This is a genomic window from Cupriavidus sp. FW216-B1, assembly GCF_058789195.1.
In genome coordinates this window covers 45,902-68,938 of sequence record NZ_JBYTEL010000021.1, presented here as the reverse complement: position 1 = coordinate 68,938, position 23,037 = coordinate 45,902, and the positions used below count along the sequence as shown (strand labels likewise).

Annotated in this window: 20 protein-coding genes; 1 reads left to right on the top strand and 19 read right to left on the bottom strand. The window is 69.6% G+C overall.

Annotated elements, in window-relative coordinates:
* Positions 1-155: 155 nt before the first annotated feature.
* From AC3WXD_RS28870 to AC3WXD_RS28855, 4 genes are all read right to left on the bottom strand, one after another.
* A complete protein-coding gene (locus AC3WXD_RS28870) occupies positions 156-1,883 on the bottom strand; it encodes a hypothetical protein (RefSeq protein WP_492325185.1) in 1,728 nt (575 codons plus the stop codon).
* Between the two features lie 57 nt (positions 1,884-1,940).
* Complete coding sequence (gene lipA / locus AC3WXD_RS28865; RefSeq protein ID WP_492325184.1) at positions 1,941-2,951, bottom strand: lipoyl synthase; 1,011 nt, start codon at positions 2,949-2,951, stop codon at positions 1,941-1,943.
* Between the two features lie 43 nt (positions 2,952-2,994).
* A complete protein-coding gene (lipB, locus tag AC3WXD_RS28860) occupies positions 2,995-3,726 on the bottom strand; it encodes a lipoyl(octanoyl) transferase LipB (protein WP_492325183.1) in 732 nt (243 codons plus the stop codon).
* 213 nt (positions 3,727-3,939) lie between these two features.
* A complete protein-coding gene (locus tag AC3WXD_RS28855; RefSeq protein WP_059414742.1) occupies positions 3,940-4,299 on the bottom strand; it encodes a DUF2917 domain-containing protein in 360 nt (119 codons plus the stop codon).
* 219 nt (positions 4,300-4,518) lie between these two features.
* On the opposite strand from AC3WXD_RS28855, the gene AC3WXD_RS28850 reads away from it, so the two are divergent.
* Positions 4,519-5,568: a transcriptional regulator GcvA gene (locus AC3WXD_RS28850; RefSeq protein WP_492325182.1), complete on the top strand. Its 1,050-nt coding sequence runs from the start codon at positions 4,519-4,521 to the stop codon at positions 5,566-5,568.
* A gap of 6 nt (positions 5,569-5,574) precedes the next feature.
* Here the strand turns inward: AC3WXD_RS28850 and AC3WXD_RS28845 are convergent, their stop codons facing one another.
* The 15 genes from AC3WXD_RS28845 to AC3WXD_RS28775 all read right to left on the bottom strand — a co-directional run bounded on the left by AC3WXD_RS28845 (position 5,575) and on the right by AC3WXD_RS28775 (position 22,999).
* Positions 5,575-6,639: a tyrosine recombinase XerC gene (locus AC3WXD_RS28845; protein ID WP_492325181.1), complete on the bottom strand. Its 1,065-nt coding sequence runs from the start codon at positions 6,637-6,639 to the stop codon at positions 5,575-5,577.
* Between the two features lie 36 nt (positions 6,640-6,675).
* Positions 6,676-7,344 carry a DUF484 family protein gene (locus tag AC3WXD_RS28840; protein WP_020205361.1) on the bottom strand — a complete coding sequence of 223 codons (669 nt, stop codon included), beginning with the start codon at positions 7,342-7,344 and terminating at the stop codon, positions 6,676-6,678.
* 172 nt (positions 7,345-7,516) lie between these two features.
* Entirely contained in the window at positions 7,517-8,101 is a 585-nt protein-coding gene (locus tag AC3WXD_RS28835) for a cytochrome b (protein WP_492325180.1), read from the bottom strand.
* A gap of 220 nt (positions 8,102-8,321) precedes the next feature.
* On the bottom strand, positions 8,322-9,683 hold the full coding sequence (locus AC3WXD_RS28830; protein ID WP_155888230.1) for an LLM class flavin-dependent oxidoreductase: 1,362 nt from the start codon (positions 9,681-9,683) through the stop codon (positions 8,322-8,324).
* Positions 9,684-9,733: 50 nt separating this feature from the next.
* The gene (locus AC3WXD_RS28825; protein WP_454730717.1) at positions 9,734-10,807 is read right to left on the bottom strand and encodes an ABC transporter ATP-binding protein; all 1,074 of its coding nucleotides are present in this window, start codon (positions 10,805-10,807) and stop codon (positions 9,734-9,736) included.
* A 5-nt stretch (positions 10,808-10,812) separates the two neighbouring features.
* The gene (locus AC3WXD_RS28820; RefSeq protein ID WP_020205357.1) at positions 10,813-11,604 is read right to left on the bottom strand and encodes an enoyl-CoA hydratase/isomerase family protein; all 792 of its coding nucleotides are present in this window, start codon (positions 11,602-11,604) and stop codon (positions 10,813-10,815) included.
* The gene (locus tag AC3WXD_RS28815) at positions 11,601-13,763 is read right to left on the bottom strand and encodes an acetate--CoA ligase family protein (RefSeq protein ID WP_492325179.1); all 2,163 of its coding nucleotides are present in this window, start codon (positions 13,761-13,763) and stop codon (positions 11,601-11,603) included. Before AC3WXD_RS28815 ends, AC3WXD_RS28820 begins: the two co-directional genes overlap by 4 nt.
* A gap of 8 nt (positions 13,764-13,771) precedes the next feature.
* Entirely contained in the window at positions 13,772-14,680 is a 909-nt protein-coding gene (locus AC3WXD_RS28810) for an ABC transporter permease (RefSeq protein WP_059414684.1), read from the bottom strand.
* Positions 14,677-15,483, bottom strand: coding sequence for an ABC transporter permease (locus AC3WXD_RS28805; protein ID WP_492325178.1), 807 nt, complete (start codon positions 15,481-15,483; stop codon positions 14,677-14,679). The genes AC3WXD_RS28810 and AC3WXD_RS28805 overlap by 4 nt, the downstream gene beginning before the upstream one ends.
* Before the next feature lie 2 nt (positions 15,484-15,485).
* A complete protein-coding gene (locus tag AC3WXD_RS28800) occupies positions 15,486-16,565 on the bottom strand; it encodes a polyamine ABC transporter substrate-binding protein (RefSeq protein ID WP_020205353.1) in 1,080 nt (359 codons plus the stop codon).
* A gap of 400 nt (positions 16,566-16,965) precedes the next feature.
* Positions 16,966-18,153, bottom strand: a complete 1,188-nt coding sequence (locus AC3WXD_RS28795) for a porin (RefSeq protein ID WP_454730715.1) — start codon at positions 18,151-18,153, stop codon at positions 16,966-16,968.
* Between the two features lie 396 nt (positions 18,154-18,549).
* Positions 18,550-19,575: a TauD/TfdA family dioxygenase gene (locus AC3WXD_RS28790; protein WP_020205351.1), complete on the bottom strand. Its 1,026-nt coding sequence runs from the start codon at positions 19,573-19,575 to the stop codon at positions 18,550-18,552.
* A gap of 35 nt (positions 19,576-19,610) precedes the next feature.
* Positions 19,611-20,519 (bottom strand): ABC transporter permease, encoded by a 909-nt coding sequence (locus AC3WXD_RS28785; RefSeq protein WP_492325177.1) that lies wholly within the window; start codon positions 20,517-20,519, stop codon positions 19,611-19,613.
* A gap of 2 nt (positions 20,520-20,521) precedes the next feature.
* Positions 20,522-21,472 carry an ABC transporter permease gene (locus tag AC3WXD_RS28780; protein ID WP_059414678.1) on the bottom strand — a complete coding sequence of 317 codons (951 nt, stop codon included), beginning with the start codon at positions 21,470-21,472 and terminating at the stop codon, positions 20,522-20,524.
* 12 nt (positions 21,473-21,484) lie between these two features.
* A complete protein-coding gene (locus AC3WXD_RS28775) occupies positions 21,485-22,999 on the bottom strand; it encodes an ABC transporter substrate-binding protein (RefSeq protein ID WP_059414676.1) in 1,515 nt (504 codons plus the stop codon).
* Between the last annotated feature and the right edge of the window lie 38 nt (positions 23,000-23,037).

Sequence of the window (23,037 nt, the reverse complement as noted above, 5' to 3'; positions counted from 1 at the left end):
TTAAGCTCTCAGTATAAATGCAGCCGCTCTCCATTCATATTCTGGGTGCTCCTAGCAATGTGCGACGGTCCCATCCTTCCCTTCCGTCTCATCATCGGACGTCAGAATTATCGCTGTATATCGTTCAGGACAGGCTGACGGACGTGCTCTGAACACTATAGCGATGACACTGATATCCGCGAGGTACGGCCCGTCATCCGCATGCGCAAACTACTGGCACAGTCGGCGATGGTTGGCCAAGTGTGCTTTAGCGCTTGAACATCCATCCCATTCGGAATTCTGGCCTTCTCCCAGCATCCTTCAGCCCTTGCCAGTGAAAACAAAACCTCGTGCAGTTCTGCATTGCTGAGTCGAGTGGCGTCGGTCTTCGACACCAGGCCAAGCTTGTAGCTCTCTCCCTTGCGCCACTCGAATTCGATCAGGCAGAAATTCGCTGTCTCGGCGCAGGCATCTGCGACGATGACCCGTCGCCGTGCTTTCGTCCTAGAGTCCAGATACGACCATTGCTTGATACGCGACGATTTCGACAGAGGAATGAACTCCGTGCCGGTGGCCGGCAAACGAATTGCCGCCGATACGCGGGGGAGTTTATCCAGCTCGGCAATGACGGAGACAAATGCTTCGAAGCTCTGCGGCAGCCCACCACGCCTTGCTAACGCTCCCACCACCTTGGCTCGGGCGACATTCTGCTCGGCACCACCGCCAGCACCAGTGCTAAGCTCCCCAACTGTGGCAGGCCGAAAGGTATTGATGTCACTGCTCTTGTACTGACAGCGCTCTTTGATTGGCTTGTCTGGCACTTTCCCAGCGATGTCGGCAAAACGATCCGTTGGGAGCGTCAATTTGACTGGCAGGAAGGTTTTGCTTCCCTCCCGCTGACTTTGCAGTTGCGCCTTCTCGCTTCCGGGATGAGAACTTGCAACCTGCATGAAGGCCGGTCGCTTCTCGTCTTCCGGCAGATCTGTTGAAGAATCGGCCTGACGATTATCGTTGTCACGGAGGATCGTGAGGTTCTTGTACGGGAATGGCGCGGTGCAGCGATCGATTGCGAACACTAGATGCCTCCACCTACCCATGGACATGATGGGCTTGAAGTGCGCGGTTAGGTTAGTCGCACCGCTGAACGGGAAGCTGGTCTCCATGTGAACCCTTCGATGATTCACAGACTCCTTCACGAGCGTGTCGTGCAGGAGCGTTGCGCCATGCCACGCTTCCTCCGAATTCAATATGCGCCCGATTATCCACCCGTCCTCGTCCGCAAGATGTTGCCGTAGCTTTATTACGCAGTTGTCTTCGGCCTTAACGAAACCGCTTTCCGCGGTGTTGATCAGCGAATGGAGGTCGTGCCGAAACGCACCGGAGAACAGCGCGTGCGCGAGATCGGTAGATGTAGCGTAATAGAAGCGCACGATCTCGGCCATCGGTATGAGCATGCCGTATGGGTCTCCCTTCCAGGAAATAGCTATGCACTTGCTGCCCATACCTGCGCCGCCAATGCGGTGCGCGTTGAAAGGGATAAGCTGCTGACCATCTTCGACCAGGTTAGCCGAAACGACTCGGGTCGTATCATCCGAGATTTCTATATCTGCGAACGTCGTAGCCTTCCCGGCCCGATCAGGTAGGCAGTGCCCTTCCTGCCATAGCGAACCGATGGACAGCAGTGGGAACTGCCCGACCCCGATCAAGATCGTCTTGCGGTCGTCGTGGACGACGGAGTTGTTGGATGCGTAGTCGGTTGCCCCCTGACGTAGAGGGCTAATGACGACCTGGACGTATGGTTCGGTGGGGATGTCGTAGTTCCGCTCGACGGCCCCAAACCAGTCCAGGCGCCAGATGCGACCGTCTTTCGGAAATTCCTTGATCGCCGGAATTGCCCGACTCACACTCTCTCCCAGTCGCTTTTATCGTTGTATAGTCGCGCCGATCGTTGTTAAGTCGCGTTAAGCGTTGGGAATGTCAGCGAAGCCGGCCTGATGCGCCTGCTGGTCGGCGTGGTACGAGCTGCGCACCATCGCGCCCACGGCGGCGTGCGTGAAGCCCATCTTGTAGGCTTCGTCCTCGAACATCTTGAAGGTGTCCGGATGCACGTAGCGCATCACCGGCAGGTGGTGACCCGACGGCGCCAGGTACTGGCCGATGGTCAGCATGTCGATGTCGTGGGCGCGCATGTCGCGCATGACTTCGAGGATTTCCTCGTCGGTCTCGCCCAGGCCGACCATCAGGCCGCTCTTGGTGGCCACGGTCGGATTGCGCCGCTTGAACTCCTGCAGCAGCTTGAGCGAGTGCGCGTAGTCGGCGCCCGGGCGGGCCTGCTTGTACAGGCGCGGCACGGTTTCCATGTTGTGGTTCATCACGTCGGGCGGGCCGGACTGGAGGATGTCCAGCGCCTTGTCCAGGCGGCCGCGGAAGTCGGGCACCAGCACTTCGATGCGGGTGGCCGGCGAGAGCGCGCGCGTCTGCGTGATGCAGTCGACGAAATGCTGGGCGCCGCCGTCGCGCAGGTCGTCGCGGTCGACGCTGGTGATCACCACGTAGTTCAGGCGCAGCTGCGCGATGGTGCGCGCCAGGTTGCCCGGCTCGTTGGCGTCGAGCGGGTCGGGGCGGCCGTGGCCCACGTCGCAGAACGGGCAGCGGCGCGTGCACTTGTCGCCCATGATCATGAAGGTGGCCGTGCCCTTGCCGAAGCATTCGCCGATGTTCGGGCAGCTCGCCTCTTCGCACACCGTGACCAGGTTGTTGGCGCGCAGCACGTCCTTGATCTCGTAGAAGCGCGAATTGCCGGTGGCCGCCTTGACGCGGATCCACTCGGGTTTCTTGAGCTTCTCGGCCGGCACGATCTTGATGGGGATGCGCGCGGTCTTGTCGGCGGACTTCTGCTTGCGGGTCGGGTCGTACTGCTCCGCCTGGGGTTGCGGGGCTTCGCTGGAAGAGGCGATCAGGGCGTCGCTCATAGTGTTCTCCGCACGCGCGGTGCGTGCATGTTCGGCTGGGTGACTAGTTGGCCAGGGCCGCGGCGGGGTTGGGGCCGGCAGCCACGGCGCGCTCGCGCGCCGCTGCCAGTACGTCGCGCAGCGCCGCCGCGAGGCGCCGCGCGATCTCGGCCTGCTGGGCCGCGCTCACGGGCAGGCGAGGCGCGCCCGCCGCATCGGTCGCCGCGTAGGTGGCGCCCGCGGTGGCCATGTCGACCGTTTCCAGGCCGGCATAGCCGCACGGGTTGATGCGCAGGAAAGGCGCGAGGTCCATCTGCACGTTGAGGCTGACGCCGTGATAGCTGCAGCCGTTGCGGATCTTGAGCCCGAGCGCGGCGATCTTGGCGCCCCGGTGCGGACCTTCGGAAAGGTAGATGCCCGGCGCGCCGGCCTTGCGTTCGGCTGCGAGATTATACGCCGCGAGCGTGTCCAGCACGGCCTGCTCGATCGCATGGACCAGCTCGCGCACCATCAGGTGACGCCGGCGCAGGTCCAGCAGCAGGTAGGCCACGATCTGGCCCGGGCCGTGATAAGTGATTTGCCCGCCACGGTCGATGCGCACCACGGGAATCGCCTCGTCGGGCGCCAGCAGGTGCGCCGGGTCGCCGGCCTGGCCGAGCGTGTAGACCGGGGGATGCTCCACCAGCCAGATCTGGTCGGGGGTTTCGGCGGTGCGAGCGGCGGTGTAGGCGCGCATCGCGTCGAAACAGGGCTGGTAGTCCTGGCGGCCCTGCTCGATGACTTGGATCGCTTGCATCCCGGCAGTTTAACGAAAATACGAAAAAGGGGCGGCCGCCACGGGCGCCGCCCCTTCCCGCTGCCGGGTCTTGCGGCGGGTCTTGCCACCGGGTCTTGCCGCGGGCCAGGTCAGGCCGGCCCGCCGTCCCGGGTGTCGCGCGAGTGCACCAGCCGCAGGTGGCCGCGCGCGCGGCCGGCCGGGGCGTCCTCCGCCCCGCCCGGGTGCCGCGGGTCAGGAAGCCGTGATCTGGTCCTGGTTGGGCGTCCATTCGGTCCCTCGAACCAGGCGCCGCGCCATGCGCGCCACCAGGTGCGCCACGTTGGCGGTCGGCCGGCGGGCCTCGGCGATCAGGGCCAGGCGCACCGGCCCGGCGGCGCGCGGATCGATGCTCAGGACGATCTCGTCGCCGCGCTCGAGCAGCATGCTGCCGCCACAGCGCAGCCAGTGGTCCTCGGAGTCGCCTTCGCGGGTGACCCACAGGTCGATGCCGGCGGCCTCTTCCACGCGCAGGCGCTGGGCGGCGCGGATGGAAAGCGAGGTGACTTCGCCCGGGCTCAGGGTGAACAGGGTCGTTGTGAGCAATGTTTTCATGTTGGGCATCCTTCACTGACATCGGCGCCTCTGCGTCCCCGCCGGCCCGGAATGGGCGGCCGCGTCGTGCGCTTGCCCGTCGGGCGCAGCGTCTGCTTCAGCGGAACTGGTGCGGGGTGGAGTACCGATGCATTGCATTCTAGTGATTGCCGAAGCCCTTCCAAAACGATATATTTTCCCGGTTCTTGTTAGAGAAACTCACATAAGGCGAGGCCGGTCATGGCGTTGAAGCGAGCTTGGGAGAATGATCTGCCGCGCGGCTGGCACCGCGAACTGCCGCGCCTGCCGGCGCTGACCGCGCTGCGCGCGTTCGAGGCCGCGGCCCGCCACGAGAGCTTTTCGCGCGCGGCCACCGAGCTGTTCGTCACCCACGGCGCGGTCAGCCACCAGATCCGCGCGCTCGAGGAAGAGCTCGGGCAGCCGCTGTTCGAGCGCAACGGCAAGCGCGTGAGCCTCACGCCGGGCGGGCGCGCCTACGCCATGCGCGTGCGCGAGGCGCTGCTGGAGATCGCCGACGCAACCCGCGCGCTGCAGGCCGGCAACCGCGACAAGCGCCTCACCATCAGCACCATGCCCTCGTTCGCGGCGCGCTGGCTCACGCCGCGCATCGGCAGCTTCATCGAGCAGCATCCCGAGCTGGACGTGGAGCTGCTGTCGTCCAACAGCCTGGTCGATTTCACGCGCGAGGAGGTGGACATCGCGCTGCGCATGGGCAGCGGCGACTATCCCGGCCTGTACGTGGAAAAGCTGCTCGACGACGTGTTCTTCCCGGTCTGCAGCCCGGCCTTCAACGGCGGCAGGCTGCCGGCGCGCCCGCGCGACATGGCCGGCATGCCGCTGCTGCGCGGCGAAGGCGACCCGTGGAAACCGTGGTTCGACGCGGCCGGCCTGGACTGGCCCGAGCCGCGCAAGGGCCTGCTGCTGGAGGATTCCTCGCTGTTGCTGCAGGCCGCCGCCGCCGGCCAGGGCATCGCGCTGATCCGCTCCTCGCTGGCCTACAACGACCTGCTGTCGGGGCGCGTGGTGCGGCTGTTCGACGTCAGCATCACGTGCCCGTGGCTGCTCTACTTCGTGTGTTCGCCCGGCATGCTCGAGGCGCCCAAGGTGAAGGCCTTCCGCGCGTGGCTGCTGCCGGAGATGGAAGCGTTCCGCGCCATCCTGGCGCAGTGGGGAGACAAGGCGGACAAAGCGGCGGACAAGGCAGCGGACAAGGCAGCGGACAAGACGGCGGACAAGGCCGGCACCAGGGACAAGACCGACGCGCCCTAGCCGCGCTCAGCCGCCGCCCGGTTCCGCGTCCGCGTCGGGATCGGCGGAAGCGGCCGGCGCGGGCGCAGCCTGCGCCCTGCCCGCGCGCGGATGCGCCTTATCGTAGACCTTGGCCAGGTGCTGGAAGTCGAGCGCGGTGTAGATCTGCGTGGTGGCCACGCTGGCGTGGCCCAGCATTTCCTGCACCGCGCGCAGGTCGCCCGAGGACTGCAGCACGTGGGTGGCGAACGAATGCCGCAGCATGTGCGGATGCACGTCGGCCGGCACGCCGGCGCGGATGGCCTGCTGCTTGATGCGCAGCTGCACCGTGCGCGCCGGCAGGCGCCGCCCGCGCGGGTTCAGGAACAGCGCATGCGCGTCCTCCGGCGGCGCGCCCGGGCGCAGCATCTGCGCGCGCACCGCCAGCCACGCGCGCAGCGCCTCCATCGCCTTGCTGCCGACCGGCACCGTGCGCCGGCGCGAGCCCTTGCCGATCACCGTGACCTCGGCGCCGTCCATGTCGATCCAGCCGGCCGAGCGGTATTCGCCGTCCTCGGCGTAGCGCTGGTCGAGCTGCACCAGCTCGGACAGGCGCAGGCCGCTGGAATAGAACAGCTCATGGACGGCGCGGTCGCGCACGTCCTCCGCGCCCTCGCCGCCCTGGTACGAGACCAGCGCCACCGCGTGCTCCACCGACAGCGCCTTGGGCAGCCGGTGGCCCGACCTCGGCGCGCGCACGCCGTCGACCGGGTTGGCCTGCACGCCGAGGCCGTGGCGCGCCGCCCACAGGTAGAAGCCGCGCCACGCCGACAGCGTGCGCGCGATGCTGGTGCCGGCCAGCCCGCCGCCGTGCAGGCGCGCGGCAAAGCCACGGATATGATGGTTCTGCAGCGACAGCAGCGCGCAGCCCGGCGCGAAGCGCTGCGCGTATTCCTGCAGCACGGAGAGATCGCGGCCGTAGCTGGAAAGCGTGTGGGCCGCCAGCTTGCGCCCGCTGGCCAGCCATTCGAGATAGCGCAGCACCAGCGGGTCCGGCGCCGGCTTCGCGGCCGGCGGCGCGATGGCCGCCCCGGGCGCGGCCTTGCGCGTCACGGCGCGGCTCCGGTGCGCTCGCGGGACATGGCGGCGTCAGTCGCGCAGGCGGTTGAGCGCGGCGCCCGCCACCTCGCCGATCTGCGCGAGGTAGGCGGTGCCCATGCCTTCATGGAAGCGCCGCGCCTCGGGCGAGCCCAGCACCAGCAGGCCGAACGCCGCGCCGAGCGTGCCCGGCTCGCGCGACGGCACGCGCAGCGTCACCATCGCCAGCGAGGCGATGTCGTCGCGCTCCAGCCAGGCCGCCGCCTCGAAGCCGCTGTTGGGCCCGCAGTACGGCGCGCGCAGGCCCTCGGCGAACAGGCGCACGTCCTCGCTCACGCCCTGCGTGACCTCCATGTGCGCGTAGCCTTCGGCCACGTGCCACAGCTTGAGCGCCACCACGGGCACCTCGAACACCTGCTGCAGGCCGTCCTGTACCGCATACGGCAGCGCGTGCGAATCCACCTCGGCCAGCAGGCGCAACTGCCACGCATGCATGCGCTGCTGCGTGCGGTCGTTGTCGTGGCCGTGGCGCACCAGGTCCGCCAGCTTCAGCTCCAGGCCCTTGTTCTTCTCGCGCAGGATTTCCATCTGGCGCTCCTGCAGCGACACCGCGCGGTGGCTGTGCGGGCTGGTGAGCTGCACGGAGGCCAGCAGCTCGGCGTGGTCTTCGAAGAACTGGGGATTGGTCTGCAGGAAAGTGACGACGTCTTGGGCGTTCATTGGCTTCAACCGGGATGTTTGGCAGGCAGTGTAGCAAACACAAAGCCAGCCAACCCGGGCGCATGCCGAATTCCGGGCGGGCGCCCGGAGCAGGCGCGGCGGGCCGCGCCGGTGCGCCGCGCCGCGCGGGGCCGGATCGCGCGCGCGGTCGCGTGTGCGGCGCGCCGCGCCGCTAGCCCTTGCTCCCCGGCATCATGGCCGCCATGACCGAATCCTTGTCGATGAAGCGGTGTTTGAGCGCGGCCAGGACATGCCCGGCGACCAGCGCGCCGCAGCACCACGCGGTCAGGACGTGGACCGTCCCGGCCAGGTCCTGCCGGGCCGCGTCCGGCGCCGCCAGCGGCGGCAGCGGCAGCAGGCCGAGGAACTGCACGGCGCGGCCCGACACCGAGCTCCAGTACCAGCCCGACAGCGGCAGCGCGATCAGGGCCACGGCATAGAGAACGAAATGCCCGAGGTGGGCCGCGCGCTGCATCGGCATGCTCATGCTGGCCGGCATGGCGGGCGCCGGATGCGTGAGCCGCCATGCCACGCGGATCACGATCAGGAACAGCAGGCTGGTGGCGACGGCCTTGTGCAGCGCGGTCAGGCCATGCTGCGGATTCAGCGCGGGCACGTGGGCGGCCACCATGCCGACGCCCCAGCTTGCCAGCCATATCAGCGCCATCAGCCAGTGGAGCGCCTGCGCGGTGCGGGTATAGGCCCCGCCGGTGCGGGCCAGTTGCGGTTTGGTGTGTCTGGTCTTCAAGCTGTCCACTCTCCCGGGATGCCGCGGCCGCCGGCAAACCCGGCGCAAGCGGCGCATCCGGTGAAAGTACCGCGGCGCGGCGGCTTGAGGAATCAGACCATTCGCAATCTGCGTCGCGGGCGGGCCAGTCCTTGACGCACGTCAATGCCCACCACAGGACGACGGGACAACGGGACGACAGGGCCGCGGGGCCGCGCGCATCGGCCGCCCCGCCCCCGCGCGCCGCCGCTCAGGCTTCGGCCTGCGCCGCGTAGCGGCTGGCCGGCCGCGCCAGGCCGAGGTTGTCGCGCAGGGTCTTGCCCTCGTATTCGGTGCGAAACAGGCCGCGCTCCTGCAGGACGGGAATGACTTCGGCGACGAATTCGTCGAGGCCGTCGGGCAGGTACGGCGGCTGGATCAGGAAGCCGTCGACGCCGTAGGCTTCGAACCAGGCCTGCATCTCGTCGGCGATCTGCGCGCCGGTGCCGATCACCGTGCGCTGGCCGCGCGCGCCGGCGAAGCGCTCGTAGAGCTGGCGGATGGTCAGGTTCTCGTTGCGCGCCCAGCCCAGCACGTTCTTGAACTGGGTCTGCCCGCCTTCGGTGTGCATGGTGTCGAGCTCGGCCGGCAGCGGGCCGTCCGGATCGCAGCCCGACAGGTCATAGCCGCCCAGCGCGTTCGACAGGACCTCGAAGCCCACGTCGGGATGGATCAGCGATTGCAGGTACTCGTGCTTTTCCTGCGCTTCCCGGGTCGTGCGGCCGACCACCGGATTGAGCCCCGGCATGATCTTGAGCTGGTCCGGCGTGCGCCCGAACCTGGCCATGCGGCTCTTGACGTCCTGGTAGAACGACTGCGCGGCATCGAGCGTGTGCAGCGGCGTGAACACCGCCTCGCACAGCCGCGCGGCCAGTTCGCGCCCCGGCGGCGAGCCGCCGGCCTGGAACAGCACCGGATGGCCCTGCGGCGGGCGCGCGGCGTTGAGCGGTCCCCTGACCGAGAAGAACTCGCCCTCGTGGCCGAGCGTGTGGACCTTGTCCGGGTCGAAGTAGCGGCCGCTGGCGCGGTCGCGCACGAAGGCGTCGTCGTCCCAGCTATCCCACAGGCCGAGCACTACTTCGGCGAACTCCACGGCGCGGCCGTAGCGCTCGTCGTGCGCGTAGTCCACGCGGCCGAAGTTCGCCGCCGCCGCCGCGCCGCCCGACGTGACCACGTTCCAGCCGGCCCGGCCGCCGCTGATGTGGTCGAGCGAGGCATAGGCGCGGGCCACGTTGTAGGGCGCGCTGTAGCTGGTCGACGCGGTGGCCACCAGCCCCAGGTGCTCGGTCACGGCGGCGATCGCCGACAGCAGCGTGAGCGGCTCGAAGTAGACGGCGTACTGCGGCCAGCGGCTGAGCGCTTCCCGCGAGGCGTCGCGCACGGCCAGGCTGTCGGCCAGGAACATCAGGTCGAACTTGCCGCGCTCGGCGGTCTGCGCCAGCTTGACGTAATGCTGGAAGTTGGTGCCGGCGTCGATCTGCGAGCCGGGGTGCATCCACGCGGCCACATGATGGCCCGTGGGATGGAAGAAGGCGCCCAGCTTCATCTGGTCTGGGCGTTGGTTCGAACGCATGGAGATCCTCTTGGTGGTTTCGTGGTTGTACCCGCGAGCGGGCGGTTGTCTCAGTGGGTCGCCGCCGGCGGAATCGGCCAGGTGCTCTCCGGGGTCCACCACAGCGGAATCGAGGCGCCCTCGCCGGCCGAGGCCAGCGCGGACACCGGCGCGCGCACGCGCAGCTCGCGCCCGCCGTGCTGGGCGATCACCAGCAGGCCCGAGCCCATGTTCAGCACGCTGCTGACCCGCGCCACCAGCGTGTTCGCCACCGCGCCCTCTGGCGGCTGGCCGATGTGGATGTCCTCCGGCCGCACCAGCAGGCAGGCCTGGCCCGACCGGTCCGCCGCCAGCGGCCGCGACGCGCGGACCGTGAAGCCGCCCTCGGCCAGCAGCTCGCCGGGCGACGCGCCGGGCCGGCCGTCGAAGATGTTGCTGTCGCCGATGAAGGTGGCCGCGAAGCGGCTGGCCGGATGCGCGTACACGTCCAGCGGCGTGCCGACCTGCTCGATGCGCCCGTGGTTGAACACCACGATGCGGTCGGACAGCGTCATGGCCTCGCTCTGGTCGTGGGTCACGTAGAGCGTGGTGATGCCGACCTGCTGGTGGATGCGCCGCAGCTCGATCTGCATCTGCTCGCGCATGTTCTTGTCGAGCGCGCTGAGCGGCTCGTCGAGCAGCAGCAGCTTGGGCTCGTAGACCAGCGCGCGCGCCAGCGCCACGCGCTGCTGCTGCCCGCCGGAGAGCTGCTTGGGCTTGCGGTCCGCCTTGTCGGCCAGCCCGACCAGGGCCAGCACGCGCTTGACGGCCGCGTCGATGGCGGCGGCCGGGCGCCGCCGCACCTTGAGCGGGAAGGCCACGTTCTCGGCGATGCTCAGGTGCGGGAACAGCGCATAGCTCTGGAACACCATGCCGATGTCGCGCCGGTTGGAGGGCACGTTCTCGACATGCTGGCCGCCGAGCAGGATGCTGCCTTCGCTCGGTTCCTCGAAACCGGCGATCATCATCAGCGTGGAAGTCTTGCCGGAGCCGCTGGGGCCGAGCAGGCTGACGAACTCGCCGTCCTGCACTTCCAGCGCGGCATCGATCACGGCCTGCACCGCGCCGTAGCGCTTCGATACGCCTACTAGCTGCAAATGTGACATCGGATTCAGTTCCTTAATAATTCGTCGCGATAGCGGATGTATTCCTTGAAGCCGCGCTGCGCGACCCCGGCCTGGTAGGCCGCGCGGGCGCGCGAGTCCGGCTCGTAGAGCGGGATGATTTCCTCGCAGCCCGCGCGCAGCGCGTCGAGGAAGCCGGCGATCTCCATGCCGCCGTTGATCGAGCGCTTGAGCGCGGCGGCGCCGTCCGGATGCAGATGGGCGAGCGGGCGCACCGCGTCGAGCACGGCCTCGGCGAACCCTTCGTCGGGCAGCACCTCCGTCACCATGCCCCACGCCAGCGCGGTGCGGGCATCGAGGTTCTTGCCGTAGAACAGCAGCTGCTTGGCGCGGCGGATGCCGACCACCCACGGCAGGATGGTGACGGACGCCGGGTTCCAGTAGCGGATCTCCGGCTCGCCGAAGACCGAGCGCTCCGACGCGAAGATGAAGTCGCACAGGTTGGCGAGGATGCAGCCGGCGCCCAGCGCGTAGCCGTCCACCGCCGCCACCACCGGCTTGCGCGCGTGCCACACGGCCAGGAAGCTCTCCAGGTTGGCGCGCAGCCGCGCGCCGGCCTCGCCCGCGGCGCCGCCCGCGGTCATGTCGAAGCCGGTGGAAAACGCGCGCCCGGTGCCGCGGATGACGATGGCCGCGACGGACCGGTCCAGGTCCGCGGCGCGGACCCGCGCCGCCATCTCGGCCAGCATGCCCGCGTCGAGCGCGTTGAGCTTGTGGGGCTTGTTAAGCGTGAGGACGAGCAGCGGCCCCCGCGTTTCGGCAAGGAGGGTATCGGTCATGAGCGGGGCGCGCCGGTTGCGATCAGCGCGTCGAGAATCACGGGTTGGTCAGCCCCGGCCACCAGCCGCACGGGGTTGAGTTCGATCAGCGACAGCCGCCCGGCCGCCGCCACGTAGAGGTCGCCGATGGTCTCGGCCAGGCGCGCGAGCGCGGCGACGCCGCCGAACAGGTCGCCGGAACGGCTCGCCAGGAAGCGGCCGATGGCGCTGTCGGCCAGCCGCGCGGCCACCTCGCCTGCGCGCGGCGGCAGCGGCACGGCGACGACGTCGCGCACCACCTCCAGCAGGAAGCCGCCCAGGCCGATCACCAGCATCGGGCCGCATTCGGGATCGGTGCTGGCCGCCACGAACAGGTCGATGCCGGCCGCGGTCATGCCTTCGACCAGCAGCGGCGCGTCGACGCATTGCGGGAAGTGCCGCGCCAGCCGGTCGCGCATCAGCGCGGCGGCGCGCTCAACCGCGCCGGCATCGGCGAGGTCGAGCTGCAGCAGGCCGTAGGGCGTGCGGTGCGGGATGCGGTCGTCGATGACCTTGAGCGCGACCGGAAAGCCGATCTCGCCGGCGATGGCGGCCGGCGCGTCGCCGGCGCCCGCCAGCGCGCCGCGCGGCGTGGGCAGGCCGCAGGCGCGCAGGAACGCCTTGGCGCGCGCTTCGTTGAGCCAGCCTTCGCCGCGCGGCAACTGGCCGAACACGTCGGGCGCGCCGGACATGCCGGACATGCCGGGCACGGCCGCCGGCGCGCGCGCCGGGCGCGCCACCGCCGCGCGCCACGCGGCCGCGTGGCCGATCGCGCGCAGCGCGGGCTCGATGCCGCTCAATTGCGCCGCGCCGTGCGCGGCGAGCCGCTCGGCATATTCGCGCCGGAACAGGCCGGCGCGCGAGCTGAGCAGGTAGAACGGCTTGTCGGCGGTCGCGGCGATGTCGAGCAGCGCGTCGACGTAGCGGGTCGGGCGCGTCGGCTGGCCGTCCAGGGTGTCCGTGACCAGCGCCACGGCACCGTGGTCGGGCGACGCCGCGAACGCCGCCAGCCCGGCGCGCAGGTTGGTTTCGAAATCGCCGTTGCCCCACGCATCGACCGGATTGCCCGGCCCGGACACCGGCCCGATGACCTCTGCCAGTGGCGCGAGGCTCGCCGGCGGCATCGGCGGCAGCGCGACGCCGGCGCGCGCGGCGGTGTCGAGCGCGTACTCCACGTGCCCGCCCGACGGGCTGACGATGCCGATGCCCGGCGCCGCCGGCAGCCTGGCCGCGCGCAGGCAGACGATGGTCTCGGTCAGCTCCTCGAGCGTGGCCGCCTCGATGCAGCCGTGGCGGGCCAGCAGTGCCGAGAACACGCGCGCGTCGCCGGCGATGCCGCCGGTGTGCCCCAGCGCCGCGGCGCGGCTCTGCGCGGTCTTGCCGACCTTGAGCACCACCACCGGCTTGCCGCGCGCGCGGGCGTGGTCGAGCGCCGCCAGGAAGCGGTCCATGTCGCGCACGGCCTCGAGGAACAGCGCGATGACCCGCGTGGCCGGATCGTCGGCCAGCGCGGCGAGATAGTCGGCGGCGGTGAGCACCGCCTCGGCGCCGGTGGAGATGACGTGGCTGTAGCCGAAGCGGCGCACGTCGGTCAGCAGGCCGATCGCCATCGACCCGCTCTGCGTGATGAGGCCGACGTCGCCGCCGACCGCCGCCGCGTCGAGCAGCTCGCCCAGGTACAGGGTCGAGCGCGTGGCCGGGTTGAGTATGCCCATGCAGTCCGGGCCGCAGAACGCGATGCCGGCGCGCGCGCAGGCCTCCACGATGACGTCGAGCGAAGCGCGCCCGTCGTGCGCGGTGCGGCCGACGCCGCTGGCGTAGGACACCACACCCCTCACGCCGGCCCCGGCGGCGTCGAGCACGGCCGCCGCCACGCGTTCGGGCGCGACGCACAGCACCGCCACGTCGGGCACCTTGCCGCGCGCGGCCAGCGCCGCCAGCGAAGGCGCGCAGTCGCGGCCCAGGGCCTCGCTGCGGCCCGGGTTGACGGCGTGGATCTCGCCGGCGAAGCCGAGCGCCCGCAGCGAGGCGAAGATCCGCTGCGACGGGCCGGGCCGGTCGGACGCGCCGACGATGGCGATGCTGCGCGGCGCCAGCAGCGGGGTCAGGTCGGGCTGCGCCCTGTCTGCCGAATGATCCACCGTGCGCCTCATTCCGTGATCCGCTCGAGGCCGACCAGCCGGTCGTAGAGCGCCAGCATCGCCATGATGGCGGCGAGCAGCACCATCGACAGCGCCGACGCCGTGCCGAAATCGAGCAGCGTCTCGACCTCGTTGGAGATCAGGCTGGCGATCATCATGTCGTGCGGCGAGCCCAGCAGCGTCGGCGTGACGTAGAAGCCGATGCAGAAGATGAACACCAGCAGCGAGCCGCTGACGACGCCCGGCAGCGACAGCGGCGCGACCACGCTCCAGAACGTCTGCCGCCGGCTCGCGCCCAGGCTGTGCGCGGCGCGGATCAGGTTGACGTCGAGCTTGGACATCACCACGTAGAGCGTGAGCACCATGTAGGGCAGCAGGATGTGCGTCATGGCGATCAGCGACGCCGCCGTGGTGAACAGCAGCACCGGCGGCGGGTCGAAGCCCAGCCACCTGGCCACCTCGGTGTACGGCCCGCGGTTGCCCAGGATCACGGTCCACGCGAAGGTCCTGACCAGGAAGCTGATCCAGAAGCACAGCCCGGTGACGGCCAGCAGCGAGGCCGCCACCAGCCCGCCCTTGCGCGCCATGTAGTGCGCCAGCGGATACCCGAGCAGCAGGCACAGCACGGTGACGGACAGCGCCACCAGCACGGTGCGCAGGTAGACCGTCAGGTAGATCGGGTCGGTGAAGATGTGGCGGTAGTTCTCCAGGCTGAGTTCCGGATCGGAGATGCTGGTCCAGAACGTGTTGGCCAGCGGCACGCCGAACGTGGCGAGCAGGTAGGCCAGCGCGGGCAGCAGCAGCAGCCACGTCGGGATGCCGCGCGGCAGGCGCCGCGCGCGCGCGGCGGCCCCGCTGCGCGCGCGCGCGGACACCGGGGCGACGGCGGAGACTTGTTGGGCGTTGGGTGTGGTCATCGGCTGGCCTCCGCCGCCTGGCGGCGTCGTGACAGGAACGTCAGCACCACCATCACGGTCAGTGCGATGGCGATCATGAAGGTGGAAGCGACGGCGATCACCGGATCGGCGTCCAGGTTGATGCTCGAGAACATGCGCCTGGGCAGGGTCGAGACCTCGCGGCTGGAGATGAACAGCGCGATCGTCGCTTCGTCGAACGAATGGATGAAGGCGAAGAATGCCGCGATCAGGAACGCCGGGCGCAGCAGCGGGAACGTCACCAGCATGAAGGTCTGCGCCTGCGTCGCGCCGCAGATCGCCGCGGCGCGCTCCAGGTTGCGGTCCAGGTTGCGCAGCGACGCCGACATCGCGGTCAGCACCACCGGGATCGAGATGCAGGTATGGGCGAGGATCACCCCGAGGTAGGTCTGGTTCAGGCCCACCACGCCGAACACCGAGTAGTAGCTGATCGCCATGATGATGCTGGGCACCAGCATCGGCAGCAGCAGGATGATCTGCAGCGCGCGCCGCGCGCCGAACTCGCGCCGGCACACGGCGAACGCCGCGGGCGTGGCCACCAGCAGCGTGACGATGCTCGACGCCACCGCGATCAGGAAGCTGTTCAGCGTGGGCCGCAGCCAGTCCGCGGTGAAGTAGGCGCGGTAGTGCCCGAGCCAGTAGCTCGGCGGCGGGAACTCGAACGAATGCGCCGAGCTGAACGACATCGGCACCACGATCAGCAGGGGCGCGAGAATGAAGATGGCGACACCCAGCGCGACGATGGCATTCGCCGTGCTGGGACGCTCGAGGGCGTTGGCGCTCATGGTTATTGCTGGAGCCAGCGCTGGAAGCGCCGCTCGGCCTGCGTCATGAGGTCGCCCATGCCGCGCGCGTCGAACTCGATCGCGCCGCTGGCGTAGGCGGGATTGGTCGGCATGTTCCTGGCCTGCTCGGGCGTGACGTACTTGAAGGCGGCCGGGTTGAGCGGGCCGTAGGCGCCGTCGACGCAGAAGCCCGCGTTGTTCTTCGGCTCGAGCGCGAACTTGAGGAACTCCCAGGCGAATTCGGCGCGCGGCGTGCCGCGCGACACGATCCAGTAGGTGCGGTCCATGGTGAACTCGTTCCACACGATCTCCACCGGCGCGCCGGTCTTGCGCAGGGCCACGCCGTGGGCATGCCAGACCGAGGCCATGTTCACCTCGCCGTCGCCGAGCAGCTCGCGGATCTGCGGGCCGGTGGTCCACCACACGCGCGTGCTCTGCTTGATCTTGTCGAGGCTGCGGAAGGCGCGGTCGAGGTCGATCGGGTAGAGCTTGTCGCGCGGCACGCCGTCGGCCAGCAGCGCGAACACGATGGTCTGCGACAGCTCGCGGCCCAGCGAGCGCGGGCCGGGAAACTTGCCGACGTTCCAGAAATCCTGCCAGGTCTTGATCGAGCCGGGCGCGTAGCGGGTGGTGTTGAAGCAGATGTTGGTGGAGTAGGCGTGGTTGCCGACGCCGTGATCGAGGATCTGGCCGGCGGGCACCGTGTCGCGCCCGAAGATGCCGTAGTTGATCGGCTCGAGCAGGTTCTGCTTCATCGCCTGCACCACGTTGGGCGCGCCGACGGTCTGGATGTCGAACTCGTAGACGCCGGTGCGGGCCTGCAGCGCGAGCTTGGCGAACGACGCGCCGGGCGCGCTCTTGATCTCGATCCCGGTCTTCCTGGTAAACGGGTCGAAGAGGTTCTTGCGCGCGGCGGCTTCCCAGGAGCCGCCCTGCGAGTTGACGTAGAGCACCTTCGGCTGGGCGCGCACGATCGCCGGCATGGCGAGCGCGGCAGTGGCGGCCGCGCCGGCGCGCAGCACCTGGCGGCGCGTGGCGCCGTGGGCGGGGGTGCCGTGGTTGTCCGTGGTTTGGTTCGACATCGAGATAGCGGGTCCGGTTGTTGTTGAGTGGCTTCAGCGGGGAAAGCGCTGACGAGCGATGCAAGCGGCGGGGGCGCCGGGCGCAATGAAAACGATGAGGACAGGCGGATGGATCAAAGCAATTGATATGCCAATTTCCGGCGGAAAAGCCGTATCGCGCGCTTCCTGATAAAAATATGGTGTACCACGCAATTGCCTTGCGCCAGAGCGCGCGCCGAGGCGCCAGCCGCGCCCGGGCGCGGCGCCGGCACCGCGCGCGCCGCACGATGCCGGTGCCTTGTCGCAGGGCACGCTGCACTCCGATCAGGCATAGGAGGTGCACCACATGACGTCGCCGGCACGCCGGCGCACGGTAACGGGCACGCGGCGGCCGCTGCCGCGCCGCCGCGCGCCGCCGGTGCTAGAAGCGGTGGCGCATGCCGATCAGGCCGATCAGCTGGTGGTTGCTGGTCGACGCCGTGGCGCCGGTGATCGCCGCCACCGCGCGGCCGCCCGACGCGTCGGTCCCGCCGGCGTGCTGGTAGAACGCGTTGGCGAACAGGTCGGTGCGCTTGGACAGGAAATAGTCCGCGCCGAGATTGACCTGGTGGTACACCGCGCTGTCCAGGTTGTCGGCATTGCTGTTGTGCGTGTAGGTGTAGGCCACGCCCAGTTGCAGCGCCGGCGTGAGCTGGTACGTGAAGTTGCCTTCGACGATGTCGAACACGGCCGTGCCGCGGAAGCGGCTCTGCGCGGCGCTCAGGTTGGCGACCGCCACCTCGCCCAGGTTGCGAAAGCGCGTGTTGGTGTAGGTCACGGCGAGCCTGGCCGGGCCGCGCTCGTAGGCCGCCGCGGCGGCGAAGATCTGCTGGGTCTTGGCCGACGCGTAACCGGAGATGGCGGCGTTGGTGATGTTGTTGTTCACCGCGCTGTCGCTGGCCTTGTTGCCGAAGAACGAGAAGTTGGGGCGGTCGACCTGGTTGTACGCCGCGGCCAGCGAGAACGGCCCGGAGGCATAGTCCGCGCCGAACGACCAGGTCTGGTTCTGCGAGACGCTGCCGGGCGCGCCGCCGAAGCTGTAGTTCGCGCCGAAACGCATGCCGCCGAAGGTCGGGCTCAGGTACTTGATCGCGCTGTTGATGCGGTTGAAGTTGTCCAGCGCGTCGACGTCGCCCACGTGGGTGCCGTAGCCGATGCCGGACGCGGCCCACGTGCCGCCGGACGTGAACGGGCTGATGAAGTCGTACTGCGTGGTCGCCTGGCGGCCGAGCGAGACCGCGCCCGCGCGGGTGGAGGACAGGCCGACGTAGGCGCCGCGCCCGAACAGCGTGCCGCCCTGCCCGCTGGTGCCGTTGATCGAGCTGAAGCCGCTTTCCAGGCGGAAGAACGCCTGCGTGCCGCCGCCGAGATCCTCGGTGCCGCGCAGCCCCCAGCGCGAGCCCGAGGCGTTGCCGCTGGTCAGCAGGTACTGCTTGGAGCCCTTGGCGTTGGAGTTGTAGGTCAGGCCGGCATCGACGATGCCGTAGAGCGTGACCGAGCTGGTCTGCGCATGCGCCCCGGACAGGCCGCCCAGCGTGGTGGCGGCGGCAATCAGTATCGTTTTTTTCATGGCTCATTTCCTGAAGGTAAGGTGGTACGAAAAGGACGGGCACGCATGCCTCTCCGTGCGGCGCCATGCCCGTGATGCGAACAACAAATGAAGCAAACGAAACCGGGCGCCGGCCGTGTGCGTCCCGGCCCGCCGCGGGCGGCAGGCCAGGAGACGGACACGGCGATTGCCCGTGACGAACAGAAAGCGCCGCCGGCAGACAGCACGTGGCGAACCGCCGCGCAGGCGCGAGCGCTCCCCGCCGTGGCCGCGCGATGGCGCCACGAGCTGGCTGGCAATGCTTTCTGGTACGTGCCCGGGACCGCCCGCCCCGCCGCCGCGAACGCCCGCGAGGTCAGGCGCGGGCGCCCGCGGCGCCGGGGAAGCGGTCTGCGCCGTCGGACGACGGCCGCGCGCTCAGGTCTGTGTCGAGACCACGGCGCCGCGTTCGTGCAGGACGTAGTTGCCGTCCTCGCCGAACAGGCTGGAGATGGGCCACGGCTGGTGGAAACGCAGCCACAGCCGCAGCATGTGGCGCTGCTGGTGCCGCTCCGGTCCGTTGACGAAGCCGGTGCGGGAATGCAGCATGGTCAGGTTGTTGCAGAAGGCGATGTCGCCCGGCGCCATCGTGAAGTCGACGCGCAGGTCCTCGCGCTGCGTCAGCGCATCGAAGAAGTCGAGCGCCTCGCGCTCCAGCGGCGTCAGCGGCACGCCGCGCTTCTCGGCGCCGGCGTTGATCTGGTTGCGGATGTAGCGGCAGCGGATCACGCCGTTCTCGTGGCCGAACACGGGCAGCGGCAGCGCCGACACGCCCTTGCCGGTGAGGGCCTCCTCGCGGCGGATGTAGTAGAAGCCGTTGTAGAGCAGGCCCAGGTATTCCGGGTGCTCGGCGAGGATGATGTTGTAGATCGACAGCGCGCTGACGTAGCTGCTGCGCCCGCCCGACAGGCCCTGGCGCAGGCACATCAGGCCGAGCAGGTCGGCGCGGTCGGTGTGGAACGGCAGGTAGGCGCTGGTCTCGTAGCCGCGCACGTCGATGCGGCCGTATTCGCGGCCCTGGTCGAACACGTGGCCGAGCAGGTCGCCCTTCGGGTTCTGGCCGAGCGGCTCGCCCAGGTACAGGCCGATCCCCCAGTAGATCATGCAGACCTCTTCGTCGCTGAAGCCGGCGATGTCCAGGCCGCGCAGCAGCACGATGCCCATGCCGTCGCGCACCTCGGCGGCGAGGGCGGCGAGCCGCTCGCGCAGCGCGCCGAGCGGGAAGTCGCGCTGCTGCCAGTGCAGCATCGGCACGCCGCCGGCCTGCGCGTGGCGCAGCGCCGCGGCGATCTCGTCCTGTTCCGCGCCGCTCAGCCACCACTGCCAGCTCTCGCTGTCGATCAGGTCGGCACGGCGCCACGCCTGCGGGGTGGCGACGGGCTGCGTCCAGACTGTTGCCTGCATTTCGGTTCTCCGTTCTGGTAAGGGGGATCTGGAAGTCATCGGCGCCGGGTGTCCAGCGCGTCGCGCAGCCCGTCTCCGAAGACGTTCAGCGAGATGACGAGCACGAAAATCATGGCGCCCGGCGCGATCGCCATCCACGGCGCCGTGGTCATGTACTGCTGGGCCGCGTTGAGCGTGCTGCCCCACGACGGCGCGGGCGGCTGCTGCCCGAGGCCGAGGAACGACAGCGAGGCCTCGGCGATGACGGCCGCGGCGGCGGTGATGCTGGCCTGCACGAACAGCGGCGGCAGCATGTTGGGCAGGATGTGGCGCAGCGCGATGCGCAGCGGCGAGGCGCCCACGGCACGCGCGGCCTCCACGTAGTCCTCGGCGCGGATCGTCATGGCCGCGGCGCGCGCCAGGCGCAGGAACGTGGGCAGCGCCGCCACGCCGATGGCGAGGATCGAATTGCGCAGGTCCGGCCCGAGGAAGGCGGCCAGCGCGATGGCCACGATCAGGAACGGCACCGCCAGCATCGCGTCGGTCACGCGCATCACGAGCATGTCGAGCCAGCCGCCCGCGTAGCCGCACGCCACGCCCAGCGGCACGCTCACGGCGCACGCCACCAGCACCGGCAGGAAACCCGCCAGCAGCGACGCGCGCGCGCCCCAGATCAGCCGCGACAGCACGTCGCGCCCGACCTCGTCGGTGCCGAGCAGGTGCAGCGCGGAGGGCGCCTTGCGGATCATCAGGAAATCGGATTGCAGCGGATCGTAGGGCGCCAGGAACGGCGCCAGCACGGCGGCCAGCACGAACAGCAGGATGGCGGCGCCGGCCAGCACGCTCGACGGCCTGCGCAGCAGGCGCCGGCCGGCCGAGCGTAGGCGGCTCTGCGGGCGGCTCTGCGGGCGACTTTTCCGGCGGGCCGCGGCCGGGCGCGGCAGTTGCGGGGCGATGGTCGGCATCGTCAGGTCCTCAGGCGCGGGTTGATGACGAAATACAGGACGTCGGCGAGCAGGCTCGCGGCGATGAACATGACCGAGGACACCAGCACCAGCCCCTGCACCACCTGGTAGTCGCGGTTGAGCACGCTGTCCACCAGCAGCTTGCCGAAGCCGGGGATCGAGAACACCTGCTCGGTCAGCACGGCGCCGGCCAGCAGTTGCCCGAACTCGATCGCGCCCAGCGTCACCACCGGCATCAGCGCATTGCGCAGCGCGTGGCGCAGCACCACGCGCCATTCGCTCAGCCCCTTGGCGCGCGCGGTGCGGACGTAGTCGGCCTGCAGCGCGTCCAGCATGGCGCTGCGCATGTGGCGCATCAGCACGCCGGCGATGCCGGTGCCCAGCACGATCGACGGCAGCACGAAGCCCATCACGCTGCGCACCGGGTCCTCGCGGAACGGCACGTAGCCGGACGCGGGAAACCAGTTCAGGTGCACCGAGAACGCCAGCACCAGCAGGATGCCGAGCCAGAAATGCGGGATCGAGATGCCGGTCAGCGCGAGGCCGCTGGCCACCGCGTCGCCGAGCCGGCCCTTGCGCGTGGCGGCGACGATGCCCAGCGGAATGCCGATGGCCAGCGCGATCGCCATCGACGCCAGCGCCAGCTGCAGCGTGATGCCGAGCTTGCCGGCCAGCAGCTCGCTCACGCCGATGTCGTTGCGCATGGACACGCCGAGGTAGCCGTGCAGCGCGCCGGCCAGCCAGCGTCCGTACTGGACGTAGACCGGCAGGTCCAGGCCGTACTTGTGGCGGATCTCGTCGAGCATCCGCGCGTCCACCGCCTCGCCGCCGGCGAGCGCGAGCGCGGGGTCGCCGGGCAGCATGCGCTGCAGCAGGAAGATCAGCGTCGACAGGATCAGCACGGTCGGCAGCGCCAGCGCGATGCGGCGGCCGATGAACAGGAGGAATCTCATGGCCGTGCGTTCCTAGGGCTGGAGCCGGATGCCCTTGACCCGGATGGTGCTGTCCGGGTGCGGAACGAAGCCCGACACCTTGGTGCTCAGCCCGGTGAAGGTGCGGCGATGCCACAGCACCGACACCGGATAGTCGGTGGCCAGTATCGCGTTGACCTGGCGGTAGAGGCGCTCGCGCTCGCCGTCGCTGGTCGCCTCGCGGGCCTGCACCATGACCTTGTCGAGCTCGGGGTCGCAGAACTTCGAGTCGTTCTGCGGCCCGCTGCAGGCGATGTGCGCGTAGATGTTGCCGTCCGGATGCGGGCGCCCGCTCCAGAAGTTGAAGATCGCGTCGAAGTCGCCGCGGCGGGCGTTCTGCAGCATGACCGCGTCTTCCTGGGTCTCGATCTTCATGGTGATGCCGGCCTCCGCCAGCATCGCCTGGATCATCTGCGCGGCCTCCTGGCGCTCGCGCTCGGGCGGCACCAGCAGCGAGAACGCCAGGCGCGGCACGCCGGCCTCCTGCAGCAGCCGGCGCGCCGCGGCGACGTCGCGCGCGGGCACCGGATGGGCCTTGTCGTAGTAGCGGCTGTTCGGATTGACGAACTGGTTGCCGGCCAGGTACTGGTCGTTGAAGAGCGCCTTGACCAGGACCCTGCGGTCGATCGCCAGGTCCACCGCGCGCCGCACGCGCACGTCGCGGAAGGTGGCGGCGCGCGCGCCGTTGCCGCTGTTGTAGCGGATGTAGTGGTAGCCGAGGTCGGACGCCGACACGATCTTCGCGCGCGCGTCGCCGGCGAGCTGCGGCAGGTCGGCCGGCGTGAGCCGCTCGGCGATCTGGATCTGCCCCGAGCGCAGCGACGACAGCCGCACGGTGGAATCGCTGATGGGCAGGTATTCGATGCGGTCCGGATCGCCCTTGGTCTGGGCGGCGTCCCAGTAATCGGTGAACTTCTCCACCACGATGCGGCCCTGCGGCACGCGCTCGACGAAGCGGTATTCGCCGGCGCACACCGGCTGCGAGCCGAAGCGGTCGCCCAGGCGCTGCGCGGCCTGCGGCGCGACCATCATGCCGGCGCGCTCGGCCAGGCCGAACAGCAGCAGGTTGGCCTGCGGCGCCTTGAGCACGAAGCGCACGGTGGCCGCGTCGACCACGTCGACGTGGTCGACCATGCTCAGCTCGGTGCGGCGCAGCGAGCCCGGCAACTGCATGTGGCGGCCGATGTTGTAGCGCACGGCCTGCGCGTCGAGGGGCTCGCCGTCGTGGAACTTCACGCCGGGGCGCAGCTTGAGCGTGACGGACAGGCCGTCCTTGGCGATCTCGTAGCCGGCGGCGAGCTGCGGCGTGAGCGTCAGGTCGGTCTTGACGTCGAACAGCTTGTCGCACAGCGCGGTCAGCGGCTGGCGGCCGGTGGCGAGGCGGTTGAGCGTGGGGTCGAGCGTGTCCGGGTCCTCGTTCAGGCCGATCCGCAGCACGCCCTGGGCGGCGGCGTGGCCCGCCAGGCAGGCGGCGAGCGTGAGGAAGAGAAGAGACGGGAGCTTGCGCATGGGATGTCGGGGGTGGCGGGTTGGATGGGGGCGGTGAC